The following is an 18,207-nucleotide window of genomic DNA, read 5'->3' on the forward strand; positions in this document are numbered from 1 at the left end:
TCAGCCGCCGGTCCGCGACGGCGCCGGTTCGTTGATCATCAGCCAGTACATGCCCAGGACGTTGGCGGCGGCGAGGAACTCGGCGAACATCACCGGCTTGCGGACGAAGCTGTTGGCGCCGAGCCGGTAGCTGTCCACGATGTCGCGTTCCTCGTTCGACGTGGTGAGGACCACGACCGGCAGCGAGGCCGTACGGTCGTCGCCGCGGATGCGCCGCAGCACCTCGAGCCCGTCGACCTTGGGCAGCTGGATGTCGAGCAGGATGAGGGCCGGCCGCAGCGGCGGGCCGCCGTCGGAGGGGAAGAGCCGGTGCAGCGCCTGCTCCCCGTCGCTCGCCACCACGATCTCGTTGCGGATGTGGTTCTTCTCGAAGGCCCGCAGCGTGAACATCACGTCGTCGGGATTGTCCTCGACCAGCAGGATCGGTCCGTCGCTCATCGCAGCTCCCACCCGGCGGCCGCCGGCGTCAGACTGAATCGGAAGGTGGCGCCCTCGCCGGGTACGCCCTCGGCACGGATCTGCCCGCCGTGCCGGGTGACGATGCGGTGCACGATGGCCAGCCCGATCCCGGTGCCCTCGAAGTCGCTGGCCGAGTGCAGGCGCTGGAACGGGCTGAACATCTTCTGGGCGTACCGCATGTCGAAGCCGGCGCCGTTGTCGCGGACGGTGAACACCTCCACGCCGTCCTGCTCACCGGCCGTGAGGCTGATCCGCGCGCCGGTCCGGTGGGCGGTGAACTTCCACGCGTTGCCGAGCAGGTTCTGCAGCACGAGCCGGATGAGGTCCGGGTCGCCCTGCGCGGTCAGCCCGTCCTCGACCGTGGTGGTGACGTCGCGCCCGGGGTCGGCGGCGCTCAGTTCGGTGAAGATCTCGCGGGCGAGCGCGGACAGGTCGGCCCGGTCGCGGCGCAGCTCGACCCGGGTGGCCCGGGACAGGTGCAGCAGGTCGTCGATCATCTGGGCCATGCGGCTGACGTTGGCCTGGATCCGGCCCAGGTACTGCCGGCCCTGGTCGTCCAGCGCGTCGGCGTAGTCCTCGAGCAGGACCTGGCTGAAGCCCTCCACCGAGCGCAGCGGCGCCCGCAGGTCGTGGGAGACCGAGTACGCGAACGCGTCCAGCTCGTTCGTCGACGCCTCGAGCTCGGCCGTACGCTCGCGGACCCGCAGTTCGAGCTCGTCGTTGAGCCGGCGTACCTCCTCCTCGGCCCGCTTGCGCTCGGTGATGTCGGTGGAGATGCCGCAGATCGCGTACGAGCGCCCGGTCGCGTCGGTGATCGGGAACTTCACCGTCACGTACGTGCGCAGCCCGTCGTCGCCCGGCGCCTGCTCCTCCAGCTGGACCGGCACACCCCCGGCCAGCGCCCGCAGGTCGTTGGCCCGGAACGCGTCCGCGATGTCGCGCGGGAACAGGTCGTGGTCGGTGAGGCCGACGATCTTCTCCCGGCGCAGCCGGAACAGCCGCTCGTACTCGCGGTTGACCAGCAGGTACCGCCCGTCGGCGTCGCGCATGTAGATGACCGCGGAGGTGTGGTCGATGAGCGCCATGAGCTGGTCGTGGCCGACCGCCGCCACGGGCTCGTGCGTCGCCGCGCTGACCTGCGAATCCACCGGCCACCCCCGTGTCGTGGTGGGTTCGCCGGCACGGCCGGTGGCGTCACGCCACCAGCGCCACGGCGACCGACGCTGCTCCCGTAGGGGACGGTACCGCTTCCGGCGTACCGTTATCTGCCGTTTCGCCCGTCACGACCCGGCGGAGCGCCGCCAGGGGGTGTTCCCGGCGGGCCCGGGTCAGCCGCTCGAGGAACGTCTCCGTCATGCCGGTCGTGCCCGCCCGGTTCGACACCAGCGGCTTGTCCCCCACGCCCGCGAGGTCCCGCCGGCTCTGCGGCTTGAACAGGAACTTCTTGGAGAGCATGAGGTGCGAGCCGGCCGCCTGCGCGTGCGCCGTCAGCAGCCGGTACCAGTCCAGCAGGGCGGGATGGTCGCGCACCAGCCGGTGCAGGTCCACCACGTCGGCGCCGGCCAGGCGGTCCGGCTCGACCCGCAGTTCGGACAGCAACCGTACGGGCAGAGCAGGCCGCGCCATCAGGCGTTCCAGCGCCGCGCGCTCGTCGGTGAGCAGGGCCGGGAACAACCGGCGTACGTGCTGGTCGTAGTTCTCGATCCCGATGCCCAGCAGGAAGTCGCGCTTGAGGGCCTCGGGGTCGAGCGCCCCGCTGGGCGGGATGTCGGTGGGCGTCCAGTGCACCGCGAACTGCCGGAACACGTCCATGAAGTGCTCGGCGGGCATGCTGAGCTCGGCCGGCCGCGACGCGAATTCCACAAACAGCCCGCGCAGGGCCCGCAGCAGGGCGGTGGCCAGCCGCAGCCGGGCGACGGCGTCCGGCGAGTCGAGCCGCACGCCGTCCTCCCCGAGCGGCTCCAGCAGGTCGTTGACCGCCAGCTCGACCGCCTCGCTGCTCTTGACCAGCACGAAGAAGCGCTCCTCGCCGCCGGTGCCGGTGTAGCTGCGCACCCGGCCGTCGTCGAACACCCCGGGCAGGACGGCGAGCGGCCGGTCGTCGAGACGCACCTCCACAGTACCTACGTTCCAGCGTACCAATGACGCATAGGACTCACGATGGCAGTGCCCGGTGCCGGTACGGTCGGCCAGCGCCGCGAAGTACGCCCGGAACGGCAACTGCTCGGCCCCCACGACGAGCCCGTCGAAGGCGCGCTCGGGCTCCGACTTGCCGCCGGGGGTCCGCTCCTGGAAGTGCCGGGCCACCGAGGCGCCGGTCAGGCCCAGGTGCACGACCTGCCGCCGGGCCTCGGCGGGGTCGAGGCGCTCGGGCGCGGGCAGGCCGGGCAGCACCTCCGTGCGCAGCACCCGGGTGAGCAGATCGGGCGGCACCTGATCACCGAGAACGGCCCGGTTCATCGCCGGCAACTCGTCGAGAACCCACGCCCCCAGGCGCTGCAACTCCACCGCGACCGCCACCCTCCCGGAATCGGAAACATGAATTCTAGTCATGTCCGACATATCCGATTCGGGTTTCGGCGTTATCCCCGGCACCCCGCCGCCGGTCCTCGCACCGGGCAGCCCGGCGCGGTCCGGCGGGCGGGCCCGGCGGGCCCCCACCGCTACCGCGGGCGGCCTTCGCGCCGGGTCGCCCGGCGCTACCGCAGGCGGCTCTTCTGCACCTTGCCCATCGCGTTGCGGGGCAGTTCCGCCACCAGGTGCACGGCCCGCGGGCGCTTGTGCGCGGCGAGCTTGCCCGCGACGAACGCGATGAGTTCCCCGGCGGCGGGCCGCCCGTCGGCGACCACGAAGGCGGTCACCTGCTCCCCCAGGTCCGGGTGGGGCGTCCCGACCACGGCGGCCTCGCGGACGGCCGGGTGCAGCAGCAGCGCGTCCTCGACCTCGCCCGCGCCGACCCGGTAGCCGCCGGTCTTGATCAGGTCGGTGGAGGCCCGGCCCACGATCCGGTGCCAGCCGTCGGGCCCGATCGTGGCGACGTCGCCGGTGGCGTACCAGCCGTCGGTCAGGGGTGCCTCGGCGCTGCCGTCCGGCCGCAGGTAGCCGTCGAACATCGTCGCGCCGCGCACCTGGAGGTGGCCGATCGACGCCCCGTCCGCCGGCACCGGCTCGCCCGTGTCGCCGACCAAGCGCGTGCGCACCCCGTCGAGCGGGACGCCCACGTGCCCGGGGCGCCGGTCGCCGTCCGCCCGGGCGCTCACCGTGATCAGGGTCTCGGTCATGCCGTACCGCTCCACCGGCGCCTGCCCGGTCAGCGCCACGAGATCATCGAACACGGGTACGGGCAGCGCCGCGCTGCCGGACACCAGCAGCCGCGCACCTCGCAACGCCCGCGCGGCGCCGGGGTCGGCGCAGATCCGCGACCAGACCGTCGGTACGCCGAAATAGAGGCTCCCGCGCGCTCCGGCGTACGCCTCGGGGGTGGGTCTTCCGGTGTGCACGAGCCGCGACCCGGTCCGCAGCGCGCCCAGCACGCCCAGCACGAGCCCGTGGACGTGATAGAGCGGCAACCCGTGCACGAGGGTGTCGCCGCCCGTCCACTGCCACGCCCCGGCCAGCGCGTCGAGGTCGGCAGCGATCGCCGCCCGCGACAGCACGACGCCCTTCGGCGGCCCGGTGGTCCCGCTGGTGTAGAGCACGAGCGCCGGCGTCTCCGCGGCGGGCTCGCCGGGGACCGTGCCGTGGCCCGTACGGCTGACCGGCACGACCGGCAGCCCGCTCTCCCCCGCCGCCGCCGGATCGTCGGAGAGCACGACCGCCGCACCGGAATCCCGCAGCACATGGGCGCGCTCCACCTCCCCCGCGTCGGGCGGCACCGGCACCACCGGCACCCCGGCAAGCAGCCCGGCGGTGACCGCGACGACCGCCGGCATCCCGGGCGCGGCATGCACGGCGGCCATCGGCACCCCGCCCAGCTCCGCGGCCAGCGCGGCAGCCCGCCCCAGCAGCTCGTGCCGCGACAGGGTCTCCCCGGCGACCGTGACCGCGTACGCATCGTCGGCCGGCCCGTGCAGAGCGTTCAGCAAGCGCATGCCCGCGATGATCCCAGACCCGGCGACGGTCTTGAAGTGAAGCGTGGTTGAGGTTCTACCGTCCTCGCATCGCTCGCTCACCACCGGAGGCAGACCATGTTCGACGCCGAGCTCGCCGCCCAGCCCGCCGCCTACTGGACCGGCGTCGCCTACGAGTCCCTCATCGCCTTCACCCGCGCCCGGCAGGTCGAACTGGGCTTCACCCAGCCGCAGTTCTGGCTGCTGCGCAACCTGTCCCCGCGGGATCTCCGGCCCGAGGGCGGCGCCGCGACCGTCCCGCAGCTGCGCGAGGCGATGCGCACCTATCTCCGGCCGGAGGACGACCTCGAGGCCGAAGCGGCGGTCCTGGTGGACCGCGGCTGGCTGACCCGCGACGACGACGGGTTCCGGATCACGGACGCCGGCGAGCGGGCGCGGGTCGGCCTCAAGGAACACGCCCCCGCGATCCGCGCCCTCCTGCACAAGGACATCGACGACGCGGACTACGTCACCACCCTCAAGGTCCTCCGGCAGTTCATCCGCAACACCGGCGGACCGCTGGACTGATCGGGCGGCCGGGCCGGCGGTGGGGCACGGCCGGCATGGCAGCGGTCCGGGCGGGGCCCTATCGTCTTGCGTCATGACGCGCATCCTGCTGATCTCGGGGGACACCCGGGTGGGATCACTGCACACCGCCGCGCTGCGTACGGCGGTCCGGGCCGCCCCGGCCGACCTCGCCGTCACCCTGTACGACGGGCTGCGCGACCTGCCCGCGTACGTTCCCGGCGAGCCCGCCCTGCCCGCCGCCGTGGCCCTGCTGCGTCAGCGCGCCGAGGCGGCGGACGCCGTGCTGTTCAGCACCCCCGAGTACGCGGGTTCCCTGCCCGGCAGCCTGAAGAACCTGCTCGACTGGCTGGTCGACGGCGGTGACCTGCGCGACAAGCAGGCGGCGTGGCTGTCGGTGACGCCCCCTGCCCAGGATCAGGCCGCGCTGGCGACCCTGGAGACGGTGCTGGGCCACGCCGGGGCCCGGCTGCTCCGGTCCGCGTGCATCCGCATCCCGCTGCCACCGGAGGCCGTGGACGAGCGCGGCCTGGTCGCCGACCCGCAGCTGCGGACCGCGCTGCTGGACATGCTGCGGGCGCTCGGGCGTACGCAGCACGCGCCGGCCCAGCCGCCGTCGTGGCAGGTGCACTCCAGCGTCTATCCGGTGGTGCCGCGACGCGACCCGTCCGTGGTCCGTCCCTGGCGGATGCCCACCTGACGGGCGGCTCGCAGCACCTGCGCGCGGAGGCCGCCGTCGGCCAGAATGCCCGAGGCCCGGGCGCGCCCCCGGCCGGTCGCCGAAGACCTCGATCGGGCCGTCGTAGCCGGTCGTCCGGCGGGTGCTGCCGGGTCGCCCCGGGAGGACGACGGCGTACGTACGGGTCCGGGTCAGGCGGCGGCGAGGGCCTCGCCGCGGCTGATCTCGCGGGCGCCGCCGCAGTTCGTGCAGATGCGGATCCAGCGGGCCGCACGCACCGGGAACAGCGGAATGAAGAAGAGGCTGAATTTCGTCGTCCGCTGGACCAGCGACTGGGCCGCCGTCACCCCGCAGAAGTCGCAGCGGCGCACCGCCGACGAGTGGAAACGGTCCTTGGTCCGGAAGCCGAAGATGAGGAACACACCTCCACGATACGGCCGCCCCGCGACCTTCGCCGGGCAGCGCGGACGCCGCCGTGCACCCTCCCGGTGTGTGATCATCGTGCCGCGCGGGGAAGCCGGCAGGCGTGCGGGAAAGCCGGCGGCCGTGCCGGGAAGCCGGCAGGCGTGCGGGAAGCTGGCGGCCGTGCGGGAAAGCCGGCGGCCGTGCGGCAAAACGGCAGGCGTGCGGGCAGACCGGGGAGCGGCGGCAAGCCGGCGGGCGGGCGGGAAGGCCGATGGGCATGCGGGTGGAGATCGAGCACGCGACCGGGCTGTGGTTCGACGACGGCCTGCCGGTGCGGGCCGCGTCGGCGGTGGCCCGGTTCGGCGACGGCTGGCTGATCGTCCAGGACGACGCCACCCACGCCGCGTGGCAGTGCCCCGGCGGGATCCGGCCGGTGCGGGTGCTGCCCGCGGTCGGTGGCCACGAGACCTTCGGCTCGGCCGAGGGCACGAAGCACCTGAAGCCCGACTTCGAGGCGGCCTGCGAGGTGCCGGGCGGGGTGCTGCTCCTCGGCTCCGGCTCCTCCCCCGCCCGCATGCGCGCCTGCCTGCTACGCCCCACCACCGGCGGCACCGCCTTCACCGTGACCGACCTGACCGATTTCTATCATGCGGTCGCCGCCGCCCTGGGCCTCGCCGTCGACCTCCTGAACCTCGAGGGCGCCTGCGTCACGGGAGACCGGCTGCGCTGGTTCCAGCGCGGCAACTCAGCGGCAGGCGTGCCGTCGGCCTCGGTGGACGTGGACCTCTCCGCCCTGCTCGCCGCCCTGAACGCCCCCCACCCGGAAACCCCCGACACGGCCGCACCGGGGCCCGGCGCACAGGAGCCGGACGCGCACGAGCAGGACGCGCACGAGCAGGACGCGCACGAGCCGGACCCGCAGGAACCGGACGCGCAGGAACCGGGCCCGCAGGACACGGGCGCGCAGAAAGGCGGCGGGCACGGCATCCCGGCCGCGGCAATCGGCGGGGTGCGGCGGTATGACCTGGGCACGGTGGCCGGAGTGGCGCTGGCGATCACCGACGCGGTGCCGCTGCCGGACGGCAGCGTGCTGGTGAGTGCCGCCGCCGAGGACACGCCCAACGCCATCGACGACGGTCCGGTGGTCGGCGCGGCCGTTGCCCTGCTGCGGGACGGCGCTCCCGCCGTGGTGGCGGCCCTCCCCAGGCCGGACAAGGTGGAAGGCCTGGCGGTCCGGGCCGTCCATGACGACGGCGTGTCCCTGCTGGCCGTCGTGGACGCCGACGACCCGGCGGTGCCGTCGTCCGCCCTCGACCTCCGCCTCCGCTGGTGACCCCGCCCTCCCCGGGCTGACACCGCCCCGAACTCCCACGACGGCACCGCCCCGACGCCCGGGGTGAGCCCGGCTCGACGCGGCGGGGGTGAGCCCGGCTCGACGCGGCGGGCAGACGCCCGCGAGGAGATGCCCGCGACCAGACGCCCACGAGGAGCCCGACACAACGCCCAGGGTTAGCCCGGCACAACGCCCGGGGCGAGCCCGGCACGATGCCCGGAGTCACCCGGGCGGCGACCCTGGATCGGGGCGTGCCCGGCGGCCGGGCGCGGCGGCGCGCGGGATCAGCGCCAGGACGCGGTCGACCAGTCGTCGCTGGACCAGGAGCGGCCCGACCAGGAGCCGGCCGACCAGGAGCGCCCCGACCACGACCGGCCCGACCACGACGGATCGCTCCAGGCGGCCGTCGTGCCGCTCCAGGGCGTGCTGTTCGACCAGGTCGCCGGGGCCCACGTGCGGGACGCCCAGGAGGTGCCGGTCCAGTCGTCGCCGGCGACGCGGTAGCCCATCCAGAGGCCGCCCGACCAGGACGTACCGGTCGTCGTGCGGATCGCCCACGTGGACGTCGGCAGCGGGCCCCAGACCGAGCGCTGGCCGGTGAGCGGCGCGTTGTCGAAGACCAGGCGGCTCGGGCCCCGGGAGTTGTCCAGGGTGCCCGTGCCCGAGGATCTGTTCCAGGTCTGCGGCGGGGCGGGGACGGCGCTGCGGGCCAGGGCCGCGTTGACGTTGATCTCCCGCAGGCCGAGCCGGGCCGCCGCGCCGTTGGGGACGTACGTGGCGCTCCTGACCAGCCAGTCCTTGAGCTGGTCGGGGGTGGCGGCGGGGCGGGCCTGCACCAGCAGCGCGACCGCCGCGGACGTGACGGCCGCGGCCTGGGAGGTGCCGCTGCCGCGGAACAGGGTCTCGCCCTCGCGGGCGCTGGGGAATTCCGTGTCGATGTACGAGCCGGGGTCGCGCAGGGACAGGATCGAGACGCCGGGGGCGAGCACGTTGATCTGTTTGCCGCTGCCGGGCAGGTTGGTGAACGCGGTCAGCTCGTCGTCGGCGACGGTGGCCGTACCCTTGGTCGCCACCGCCCCGACGGACAGGACCCACTCGTCGGAGGCCGGGTTGGCGAGCGAGCCGGCCGCGTTGCCGTCGTTGCCCGCCGCGGCGACCACGACGATGCCCGCCTGCCAGGCCCGTTCCACCGCGAGGCCGAGCGGGTCGGTCCAGGTCGCCGGGGTGCCGCCGGAACCGTAGGACAGATTCAGGACCCGGATCGGGTACGCGGGGTCGTCCGCGCGATGCTTCACCACCCAGTCGACGGCCGCGATGACCTGGGTGACGTCGACCGCGCCGGTGGCGGTGCCGACCTTGATCGAGGTGAGCCGCGCACCGGGGGCGAGGCCGGTGGCGCCGGTGACCGGGTCCGCGCCGGCGATGATGCCCGCCATGTGCGTACCGTGTCCGAAAGTGTCCAGGTAGCGCAGCTGCGGCGCCTGGGACTCCAGGGACAGGTCCGGGCCGTTGACGATCCGGCTCGGGGGCAGCCCGGCGACGGGGGCGACGCCCGTGTCGATGAGCGCGATCCCGACGCCCCTGCCGGTGAGGTTGCCGGCCGCCCCGGTGGCGGCGCCGATGAGGGCGCGGACCTCTGCGAGGCCGGTCGCGGGGTCCGCGGACGCCGACCCGAGCCACGACGCCCAGTGGCCCGGGCCGGCGGACGGGGCGGTGGGTGCGGACGGGCCGACCACCGCCAGAGCGAGAACGCCGGCGGCCAGCGCCACGGCCCGAGTGTGCCAGCCGGTCATAGTCCCCGCTTCGTTCGTTCGCCCGTCCTGTGGGCGCAGGCATCGGCAGCCGATCGGGGGACCTGAGGACTCCGGCCGGAATATCCGTCCCGGCCCCGGGTAGTTCAGGATCATGAGCGACACGAGGATGCGGCCGGACGGGCCGGCCGGCGACCTGGTCGGCCGCTTGGGCGAGCAGGTCTCCGCCCTGGTCCGCGAGGAGCTGGCGCTGGCCCGTACGGAAATGGTGGAGAAGGGAAAACGGGCCGGGACGGGGGCCGGGATGCTGGGCGGCGCCGGCGTGCTCGCCCTCTACGGCGTCTCCACGCTGCTGCTGACGGTGGGCGCGCTGCTGGCGCTGGTGTGGCCGGCGTGGCTGGCGGCGCTCGTGGTGGTGGTCGTCGTGTTCGCGGTCGCGGGGGTCGCCGCGATCCTCGGCCGCCGGCAGGTGCGCGAGGCGGTGCCGCCGGTCCCGGAAGCGGCGATGGCGAGCACCGGGCGCGACGTCGACGCGGTACGCTCCGCCGTCGGCGAGGGCCGGCGCCGGTGACCGGCGTGGTGGTCGCCACACTCCGGGCGCCCGCGGTGAGGTGGACGACCGGGGAGCCGGCCGCGATAGTGGCCGCATGACCTACGTCGCCGCATCGGATCGTTACATCAGTGGAATGCAGTATCGCCGGACCGGGCGCTCGGGCCTCGACCTGCCCCTGCTCTCCCTCGGCCTCTGGCACAACTTCGGCGACGACACGCCGTTCGAGCAGCAGCGGGCCATCGTCCGCCGGGCCTTCGACCTCGGCGTCACGCACTTCGACCTGGCGAACAACTACGGTCCGCCGTACGGGTCCGCCGAGGTGAACTTCGGCCGGCTGCTGCGCGAGGACCTGCGGGCGTACCGGGACGAGCTCGTGGTGTCGACCAAGGCCGGCTGGGACATGTGGCCGGGGCCGTACGGCCAGGGCGGCGGCGGGCGTAAGTACCTGCTCGCCAGCCTGGACCAGTCGCTGGGCCGGCTGGGCCTGGAGTACGTCGACATCTTCTACTCCCACCGTTTCGACCCCACCACCCCGCTGGAGGAGACCGCCTCGGCGCTGGACGCGGCCGTACGCGCGGGCAAGGCCCTGCACGTCGGCATCTCCTCCTACGACGCGGAGCACACCCGGCGGATGGCGGGGCTGCTGCGGGAGCTCGGCACGCCGCTGCTGATCCACCAGCCGTCGTACTCGATGCTGAACCGCTGGGTCGAGACGGAGGGCCTGCTCGACGCCGCGGAAGAGGTGGGCGCCGGGGTCATCGGCTTCACCGCCCTGGCCCAGGGGCTGCTGACCGGCAAGTATCTGGGCGGCATCCCGGAGGGTTCGCGGGCCACCCAGGGCAAGTCGCTGGACCCGGAGTGGATCGACGACGCGCTGGTGTCCCGGCTGCACGCGCTGCACGACGTCGCGAAGGCCCGGGGGCAGAGCCTCGCCCAGCTCGCGCTGGCGTGGGCGCTGCGGGACCCGCGGGTCACCTCGCTGGTCATGGGCGCCAGCAGCGTGCACCAGCTGGAGCAGAACGTGGCCGCCCTCGACAACCTCGGGTTCGACGACGGCGAGCTGGCCGCGATCGACGAGATCCTCGCGGGCGTGGCCGTGCCGGTGGACCTCTGGCAGGACGCCCGCCGGGGCACTCTCTGACCCTTGCGCATATCGCCGGCCCCCGATGTCGCATAGATTGTGATCCATGGATCACGGCGGAGGGGGTCGGCGATGACGCACCGTTCCGGACCGATCAGCCGGAGGGCCCTGCTGGCGGGGATCGCCGCGGCGCCGGTGCTCGGCGCCTGCGGGGGCGTGTCGACCACCGGGTCGGGCGGCGGCGCCGGCTCGATCACCCTGATGTCCAACCAGTTCAGCCCGGTCGAGGAGAAGCAGCGCTTCGAGAGGATCCTCCAGGAGCGGGTGACCGGCGAGAAGGTCGCCTTCAACCAGGTGGAGACCGGCATCTTCGCCTCCACCCTCCAGACCCAGGCCGACGCGGGCAAGGTGCGGATCTCCGTGGCCGGTGCGTTGCACGGCGACCTGGCGCCGCACGCGTCGCGCCTCACCGACCTCGACGACGTGCTCGCCTCGCTGAGCGACCGGGGTTTCGCCGAGGAGCTGACCGGCCTGGCGAAGCTCGGCGGCAGCACCACGAAGTACATCCCGTGGATGCAGGCGAGCTACGTGCTGGCCGTGCACAAGAAGGCTTTGCAGTGGCTGCCGCCCGGCGCCGACGTGCAGAGGCTCACGTACGACCAGTTGCTCACGTGGACGACGGCGGCACGGCAGGCCAACGGCGGCAAGCCGGTCTTCGGCATCCCGGCCGGGGTCAAGGGCCTCTACCACCGGTTCTTCCAGGGCTTCCTGCTGCCCAGCTTCACCGGCGGGCAGATCACCACGTTCCGCGGCCCGGACGCGGTGACGGCGTGGGAGTACATGAAGCAGCTGTGGGCGCAGACGGCCCGGGCGTCGACCACGTACGACAACCTCCAGGAGCCGCTGCAGCGCGGCGAGGTCCTGATCGGCTTCGACCACGTGGCCCGGCTGGTCGGCGCGCCGGCCGGCAGGCCGGACGACTGGCTGATGGTTCCCGCGCCGAGCGGCCCGAAGGGCCTGGGTTACATGCTGGTGCTCGCCGGGCTGGCCATCCCCGCCGGCGCCCCCGAGCCGGCGAAGGCGAAGAACGTGATCAGGGCGCTGACCACGCCGGAGGCCCAGATCGACGTGCTGCGCCAGAACGCGTTCTTCCCGGTGACGAACGCCGCGGTCCCGGGCGACCTGCCGGGCGCGGTGGCACTGGCCGAGGCGGCCGTGAAGGCGCAACGGGAGGCGCCGGGCGCCATCCTGTCGCTGCCGCCGGTGGGGCTGGGCGCCCGCGACGGCGAGGTCGGCCAGATCTTCAAGAACTGCTTCAAGGAGATCTGCCTCGACGGCCGGCCGGTGCGGCAGGTACTCGACGCGCAGGCCCGGGAGCTCGACCGGATCCTCGGCGAGCTGAGGATCCCGTGCTGGCGGCCGGACCCCGCGGGCAACCCGTGCCGGGTGGCCTGATGCCGCCGGGCGCCCGGCGGCGCGGGCGGCCACCCGCGGCGCTGCTGCTGATCGCCCCGTCGATCGTGTTCATGGCGGCGCTGTTCCTGTGGCCGCTGGTCGCCGGCGTCACGCAGGCGTTCACCGGCCCCGGCGGGCCCACCACCGCGTACGTGCGCCGCATGGCCGACGACCCGTACTTCTGGGACGCCACCCGCAACACCGCGCTGCTGATCGTGGTGCTGATCCCGCTGCAGTTCGCGCTCGCCCTGGCCATGGCGCTGCTGCTGCGCCAGCGACCCCGCTTCGCCGGCCTGCACTTCTACATCTGGGTGGTGCCGCTGGCGATCAGCGACCTCGCCGCCGGGCTGGTGTGGCTGTCGGTGTTCACCGACCGCGGCTACCTCAACTCGGTGCTCGATCACCTGGGCGCCGGCCCGTACGCGTGGCTGTCCTTCGAGAACCCCTCGACCATGTTCCTGGCGGTGGTGGTGGCGGAGCTGTGGCGGGCCACGTCGATGGTGTTCGTGATCGTGGTGGCCGGGCTGCAGAACGTGCCGCGCGACTACGACGAGGCGGCGGCGGTGTTCGGGGCGACGTACCGGCAGCGGGTGCGGCACGTCCTGCTCCCCCAGCTGCGGCCCAGCCTCCAGGTGGCGCTGATCCTGCGGACGATCCTGGCGCTGGAGGCGTTCGCGGTCGCGCAGGCCCTGACCGGGCGTAACTTCCCGCTGCTGGTCGGCGAGACCTACCAGTGGTACTACCAGCTGCAGAACCCGAACGTGGCGACCGCGATCGCGCTGGTGGTGCTGGCGCTGTCGATCGTGGCCGCGGTCGGCTACCTGCGGCTCATGCGCGGGCAGCCGGGGATGCACGGATGAGCCGGCGCGGGGGCCTGCTCGTGCAGCTCGGCTGCATCGCCGTGACGCTGTTCATGGGCGTGCCGCTCTATCTCATCGCGCTGGCGGCCCTGTCCAGCCGGGAGTCGCTCAACCGGTTCCCGCTGCCGCTGCTGCCGACGTCGCTGTCCGGCGAGACGATGTCGACGTTCCTGCGCTCGACCGGCATCGTCGGCGGGCTCATCAACTCGGTCACGGTCGGGCTGGGCACGGTGGCGCTGTCGCTGGCCGTCGGCCTGCCGGCCGGGTACGCACTGGCCCGGTACGCGTTCCGCGGGCGCGACCCGTACCAGCTGGCGCTGCTGCTGACCCGGGCGCTGCCGATCGTGGTGCTGTCGGTGCCGCTGGCCCGGATCTTCCTGGACACCGGGCTCTACGACACCTCGTACGGCGTCACCCTGCTGCACACGGCCCTGGCCCTGCCGACGACGATCCTGATCACCTCGGCGATCTTCCTGGGCGTCTCGCGGGAGCAGGAGGAGGCCGCGATGATCTTCGGGGCGTCGCCGCTGCGGGCGTTCGTCCGGGTGGTCCTGCCGCAGGCGCTGCCCGGCATCGCTGCCTCGGCCATGTTCACCTTCGTGCTGTCCTGGAACGAGGTGCTGGGCGCCAGCATCCTCACCCTGAACCGGCGGACCCTGCCCGCCCAGGTGCTCGCCACGCTGGCCGACTCGCCGCTCGCCTTCCGGTTCGCCGGCGGCCTCGCGCTGGTGCTGCCCGCCCTCGTCTTCATCGCGGTGGTACGCCGCTATCTGCTCAACATGTGGGGCACGACGCTGCGATGACGGGAGACGGCGCATGGCCGGCGTGACGGTGAGCAACCTGGTCAAGACGTACCCGTCGGGCAGCCGCCGGGCCACCGACGACGTCTCGCTGGAGGTGGCCGACGGCGAGTTCCTGGTGCTGGTCGGCCCGAGCGGCTGCGGCAAGACGACGCTGCTGCGCATGGTGGCGGGCCTGGAGACGCCGGACGGCGGCACGGTCAGCATCGGCGGGCGCGACGTCACCGCCCTGCCGGCGCGCGACCGGCGGCTGTCGATGGTGTTCCAGTCGTACGCGATCTTCCCGCACCTGCGGGTGCGGGAGAACATCGGCTTCGGCCTCACCATGCGGAAGGTCCCGAAGCCCGAGTGGGAGTCCCGGGTACGCCGCGCCGCCGCCCTGCTCGATCTGGAGGACCTCCTCGACCGCTATCCGGCGCAGCTCTCCGGCGGCCAGCGGCAGCGGGTCGCGGTGGCCCGCGCGATCGTGGTCGACGCGGACGTCCTGCTGATGGACGAGCCGCTGTCCAACCTGGACGCGCTGCTGCGGATGCAGTTCCGCGCCGAGCTCAAGAAGATCGTCGCCCGGCTCGGCACCACCACCCTCTACGTGACCCACGACCAGGCGGAGGCGATGTCGCTGGGCGACCGGGTGGCGGTGCTGCGCGACGGCCGCATCGCGCAGCTGGGCCCGCCCATGGACGTCTACGACCGGCCGGCCGAGCGGTTCGTCGGCGGGTTCCTCGGCGCGCCGCCGATGAACTTCTTCCTCGCGACGGTGCACGACGGCCGCCTGGTCGTCGACGAGCAGCGGAGCCTGCCCGCGCCGGCGGTGCTGGGCGCCTGGCAGGACCGCAAGATCCTGGTCGGGGTCCGGGCCGAGCGGCTCGGGGTGGGCGTGCCGGACGGCCTGACGGCCGAGGTGGAGGTCGCCGAGCCGACCGGTGCGGCGGTGCTGCTGACCGTACGGTGGCCGGCGGGCGAGCTGAAGGTGCAGGCGGGACCGGGTTTCCGGGCGGCGCCCGGCGACCGGATCACGCTGACGTTCCCGCCCGGGGCCCTGCGCTTCTTCGACCCGGACACCTCCCTGGCCCTGCCGCTCGGCTGAGCCAGGGAGGCACCGCGGTCAGCCCTTCGGCTGGATCCAGATGTTGCGGTACTGGACCTTGTTGCCGTGGTCCTGGAGGCGGATCGCACCGGTGGACGGGCCCTCGGCGATGCTGCCGCCCGTCACGCCGTTGATCTCCACGTTGTCGTGGACCTTCACGCCGTTCCACACCACCGTGATGCGGGCCTTCTCCGTCTTCGTCCCGGCGGCGTCGTAGCGCGCCGCGCGGAAGTCGATGTCGTAGGTCTGCCACGTCTCCGGCGCCTTGGCGACGTTGACGTCCGGTGCCTTCTGCAGGTAGATGGCGCCGGCCTCGTTGGTGTCGAGGGTGGTGTCACCGTACGAGTCGAGGATCTGGACCTCGTACCGCTCCTGCTGGTAGACGCCGCTGTTGCCCCGGTTCTGGCCGGTCACGTCCGGCGGCAGCAGCGGAACCTTGAACTCCACGTGCAGCTTGTAGTCGCCGAACGCCTGCCGGGTCCGCAGGTCGCCGTTGGCCACCTCCATCGCGCCGCCGGGCAGCCGCGGCCAGCCGGCCGTCCGCCCGTCGGTGTGCTGCCACTCGGTGAGGTTCGTGCCGTCGAATAGGGTGATGCGCTCCCCCGGCCGGCGTACGGTGATCAGGTCGAGGTTGACGTTGCCGGCGTCGCCGGTGTCGACCCGGTACTCGATCGTGTTGTCACCGCGGCGCAGCGTGAGCCGCTCGGTCTTGGTGGCCCAGTCGTCCCAGGTCACCGTCGTGGGCAGCACGGTCTGCCGGATCTTGCGACCGTTGACGTAGACGCTGATCGTCTTGTCGCCCTGGAACGGGTTGGGGCCGTTCGAGTAGCGCAGGCCGACCTCGTACTCCCCCGCCCTGCTCACGTCGACGTGCAGCGTGGTGGAGGCGTTGAGGGTGCCGAGACGGTCGACGAAGCCGACGCCGGAGAAGCCGCGGTGGTCGGTGTTCAGCCCGGCACCGCCCTGGCGCCGGCCCTCCTCGGCCTCGTAGTAGACCTGGTCGGCCTGGCGGCCCGGGATGGCGTTGAGCGTGTACCACGCCTCGGTGCTCCACAGCTGCTCGCCGTTCGAGGCGCTGAACGGGCGCGGCGAACGCAGGTAGACCACCCGGTCGGGCAGGAGGCCGTCGATCGTCAGGGTCACCTTCCGCCGGTCGGCGGAGACCTTGGCCGCGGTCACCTTCAGCTTCTGCTGGTCGACCTTGGGTCCGCCGTACGCCGGGGTCGGCGCGTACCGCCACTGCTCGACCTGGTAGCCGGCGGCGACGTTCCCGGCCGTCTCGGCGGACAGCGGCTTCGTGTACTCGATGACGAAGCCGGTGTGCGTGGCCCTGACCGACTTCATGTCGAAGGCGGTGGTGCCGTTCGGGGTGAGCTTCTGCAGCCCGTACCGGAGCTTGCCGGTCTGGCCCCAGTTGCCGTCGGCGCCGAGCCCGCCGATGTAGACGGCACCGTCGGGGCCGATCGTGGTGCGGTTGACGCCGGACTCGAGGCCCTGGGTGTGCCGGAACACCACGCCCTGGTACTCGCCGTGGACCTTCTCCAGGTACGCCCGCTGCAGCCCGCCGTACGTGACGTCACCGAGGAGCATCTGCCCCTTGAACGGGCCCTGCTGGAGCAGCACCGGGGTGCTCGGCGAGTTCGCGATCTCGTTCTGCGGCAGCCACAGCACCGGCTTGGTGACCTTGTTCGCGTCGAACGGGCCGGCCGGGTTGGTGTAGTGGTTGAAGAACCGGTCCTGCTTGATCTGCACGAGCTTGGACGCGGGCAGCCAGCCGCCCTGGTTGTCGGCGACGAACAGGCCGCCGTCGGGGCCCCAGCCGAGGCCGTTGGGCGTGCGCAGGCCGCCGGCCACGTAGCGGACCTTGCCGGTGCGCCGGTTCACCACGATGCTGGTGCCCCGGTTCGCCGCCGGCTGCGGGTTGGTGGTGGCACCGCCGAGGTCGATCGCCACCGACAGGTTCAGGTGGAACTCGCCGTCCCGGTAGAGCAGGCCGAACGCGAACTCGTGGAAGTTGCCGCCGAACGGCCAGGTCGCCACGGTGCGCCGCCGGTCGGCCACGTCGTCGCCGTCGGTGTCGGTGAACTCGGTGAGCTCGTGCTTCTGGGACACGTAGATCTTGCCGTCGGCGACGGCGACGCCCATCGGCTCCTTGAGGCCCGAGACGAACTTGGAGTACCGGACCTTGGAGGGGTCGGTCGTGCCGGTGACGTTGTCGACCAGGTAGACCTCGCCGGTGCTGGTGTCGCTGCCGCCCCAGGTGGTGATGACGAGGCGCTTGTCCGGCGTCCACGCCATCGCGGAGACCTGCGGCTGGAAGCCGTCCGGGCGCAGGTTCGTCAGGGTGTAGCCGGGGTTGACGGCATCGAGCGGCAGCCCGTCGCCGGGGGTGTCGTTCTGGCCCTCGCACTGCTTCTGGCCGGGGGCGGTGACCCGGACGACGCCGGCGTCGGTGCTGAGCACGGAGTTCGGCACCACGGTGAAGCCCTCGGCGCCGGGCGGCTGCCACGAGAACGTCAGGTCCTGGCCGCCGCCGGCCTCGAAGAACTCGATGAACACGGAGTGCGTGCCGGCGGTGAGGTCGGCCGTGCCGTCCTTGGACTCGACGCCGTGCAGGCCGTCGTTGTCGACCACGCGGTTGCCGTCGATGCTCAGCCGGGAGCCGTCGTCGCTGGTCAGCCGGAAGGTGTACGCGCCGTCGGCCGGGACGGTGATGTTGCCGAGCACGTGGGCGACGAAGTTGTCCTCGAACCCGAAGTCCGCGGCGGTGTGCAGATCCACCTGCGGGATCAGCTTGTCCACGTTGGGCGTCTGGCTGGGCTTGAGGGTGCAGATCGCGCTGAGCGGGACGCGGGTGTCGAAGGTACGGAGGGTGAGGCCGGGTTCCTGCGGTGGCAGGTCGGCGGCTTGCGCGGCGGTCGGGTGGGCGGCGACCGCCGCGGTGGTCAGCAGGGAGAGGACGAGCAATCGGACCATGCTGCTCCTTCGAACTGGTGTTACCGCTCCGATTCGGAGACGTGAACATCCTGATCCACAATCGACGAGCGCACCAGAACTTTCCACCCTCGACCTCAAACTTTTGTCGAATATGGAGAAAGTCGGAACGCCGC

At 72.9% G+C, this 18,207-nt stretch carries 16 protein-coding genes; 9 read left to right on the forward strand and 7 right to left on the reverse strand.

The annotated features are described in order from the left end of the window. From CLV70_RS01760 to CLV70_RS01775, 4 genes are all read right to left on the reverse strand, one after another. On the reverse strand, nucleotides 1–438 hold the full coding sequence (locus CLV70_RS01760) for a response regulator (RefSeq protein WP_106124524.1): 438 nt from the start codon (nucleotides 436–438) through the stop codon (nucleotides 1–3). Continuing rightward, nucleotides 435–1,607 carry a sensor histidine kinase gene (locus CLV70_RS01765; RefSeq protein WP_106124525.1) on the reverse strand — a complete coding sequence of 391 codons (1,173 nt, stop codon included), beginning with the start codon at nucleotides 1,605–1,607 and terminating at the stop codon, nucleotides 435–437. The genes CLV70_RS01760 and CLV70_RS01765 overlap by 4 nt, the downstream gene beginning before the upstream one ends. Nucleotides 1,608–1,653: 46 nt before the next feature. Continuing rightward, nucleotides 1,654–2,967: a hypothetical protein gene (locus CLV70_RS01770; RefSeq protein ID WP_158277677.1), complete on the reverse strand. Its 1,314-nt coding sequence runs from the start codon at nucleotides 2,965–2,967 to the stop codon at nucleotides 1,654–1,656. A 191-nt stretch (nucleotides 2,968–3,158) separates the two neighbouring features. Then, nucleotides 3,159–4,550: an AMP-binding protein gene (locus CLV70_RS01775; RefSeq protein ID WP_106124527.1), complete on the reverse strand. Its 1,392-nt coding sequence runs from the start codon at nucleotides 4,548–4,550 to the stop codon at nucleotides 3,159–3,161. 96 nt (nucleotides 4,551–4,646) lie between these two features. On the opposite strand from CLV70_RS01775, the gene CLV70_RS01780 reads away from it, so the two are divergent. Then, the gene (locus CLV70_RS01780; RefSeq protein WP_106124528.1) at nucleotides 4,647–5,096 is read left to right on the forward strand and encodes a transposase; all 450 of its coding nucleotides are present in this window, start codon (nucleotides 4,647–4,649) and stop codon (nucleotides 5,094–5,096) included. Between the two features lie 73 nt (nucleotides 5,097–5,169). Next, the gene (locus tag CLV70_RS01785; protein ID WP_106124529.1) at nucleotides 5,170–5,793 is read left to right on the forward strand and encodes an NADPH-dependent FMN reductase; all 624 of its coding nucleotides are present in this window, start codon (nucleotides 5,170–5,172) and stop codon (nucleotides 5,791–5,793) included. Between the two features lie 170 nt (nucleotides 5,794–5,963). On the opposite strand, the gene CLV70_RS01790 is transcribed toward CLV70_RS01785, so the two are convergent. Then, nucleotides 5,964–6,194 (reverse strand): zinc-ribbon domain-containing protein, encoded by a 231-nt coding sequence (locus CLV70_RS01790; RefSeq protein ID WP_106124530.1) that lies wholly within the window; start codon nucleotides 6,192–6,194, stop codon nucleotides 5,964–5,966. A 254-nt stretch (nucleotides 6,195–6,448) separates the two neighbouring features. Between CLV70_RS01790 and CLV70_RS01795 the strand changes: the two genes are divergently transcribed. Next, the gene (locus CLV70_RS01795; protein WP_146163923.1) at nucleotides 6,449–7,510 is read left to right on the forward strand and encodes a DUF6910 family protein; all 1,062 of its coding nucleotides are present in this window, start codon (nucleotides 6,449–6,451) and stop codon (nucleotides 7,508–7,510) included. 284 nt (nucleotides 7,511–7,794) lie between these two features. Here CLV70_RS01795 and CLV70_RS01800 read toward each other — a convergent pair whose 3' ends face one another. Next, the gene (locus CLV70_RS01800; RefSeq protein ID WP_158277678.1) at nucleotides 7,795–9,279 is read right to left on the reverse strand and encodes a S8 family serine peptidase; all 1,485 of its coding nucleotides are present in this window, start codon (nucleotides 9,277–9,279) and stop codon (nucleotides 7,795–7,797) included. Nucleotides 9,280–9,415: 136 nt separating this feature from the next. On the opposite strand from CLV70_RS01800, the gene CLV70_RS01805 reads away from it, so the two are divergent. The 6 genes from CLV70_RS01805 to CLV70_RS01830 all read left to right on the forward strand — a co-directional run bounded on the left by CLV70_RS01805 (nucleotide 9,416) and on the right by CLV70_RS01830 (nucleotide 15,097). Beyond that, the gene (locus CLV70_RS01805) at nucleotides 9,416–9,832 is read left to right on the forward strand and encodes a phage holin family protein (protein ID WP_106124533.1); all 417 of its coding nucleotides are present in this window, start codon (nucleotides 9,416–9,418) and stop codon (nucleotides 9,830–9,832) included. Between the two features lie 76 nt (nucleotides 9,833–9,908). Then, the gene (gene mgrA, locus CLV70_RS01810; protein WP_106124534.1) at nucleotides 9,909–10,955 is read left to right on the forward strand and encodes an L-glyceraldehyde 3-phosphate reductase; all 1,047 of its coding nucleotides are present in this window, start codon (nucleotides 9,909–9,911) and stop codon (nucleotides 10,953–10,955) included. Nucleotides 10,956–11,027: 72 nt separating this feature from the next. After that, nucleotides 11,028–12,350 carry an ABC transporter substrate-binding protein gene (locus tag CLV70_RS01815; RefSeq protein WP_106124535.1) on the forward strand — a complete coding sequence of 441 codons (1,323 nt, stop codon included), beginning with the start codon at nucleotides 11,028–11,030 and terminating at the stop codon, nucleotides 12,348–12,350. Continuing rightward, on the forward strand, nucleotides 12,350–13,210 hold the full coding sequence (locus tag CLV70_RS01820) for a carbohydrate ABC transporter permease (RefSeq protein WP_106124993.1): 861 nt from the start codon (nucleotides 12,350–12,352) through the stop codon (nucleotides 13,208–13,210). Before CLV70_RS01815 ends, CLV70_RS01820 begins: the two co-directional genes overlap by 1 nt. Next, on the forward strand, nucleotides 13,207–14,013 hold the full coding sequence (locus CLV70_RS01825) for a carbohydrate ABC transporter permease (protein ID WP_106124536.1): 807 nt from the start codon (nucleotides 13,207–13,209) through the stop codon (nucleotides 14,011–14,013). Before CLV70_RS01820 ends, CLV70_RS01825 begins: the two co-directional genes overlap by 4 nt. 13 nt (nucleotides 14,014–14,026) lie before the next feature. Continuing rightward, the gene (locus CLV70_RS01830) at nucleotides 14,027–15,097 is read left to right on the forward strand and encodes an ABC transporter ATP-binding protein (RefSeq protein WP_106124537.1); all 1,071 of its coding nucleotides are present in this window, start codon (nucleotides 14,027–14,029) and stop codon (nucleotides 15,095–15,097) included. 18 nt (nucleotides 15,098–15,115) lie between these two features. Here CLV70_RS01830 and CLV70_RS01835 read toward each other — a convergent pair whose 3' ends face one another. After that, nucleotides 15,116–18,073 carry a 3-keto-alpha-glucoside-1,2-lyase-like domain-containing protein gene (locus CLV70_RS01835; RefSeq protein ID WP_106124538.1) on the reverse strand — a complete coding sequence of 986 codons (2,958 nt, stop codon included), beginning with the start codon at nucleotides 18,071–18,073 and terminating at the stop codon, nucleotides 15,116–15,118. Between the last annotated feature and the right edge of the window lie 134 nt (nucleotides 18,074–18,207).

It is taken from the genome of Pseudosporangium ferrugineum (assembly GCF_003002065.1).
In the GTDB taxonomy this organism is placed as follows: domain Bacteria; phylum Actinomycetota; class Actinomycetes; order Mycobacteriales; family Micromonosporaceae; genus Actinoplanes; species Actinoplanes ferrugineus_A.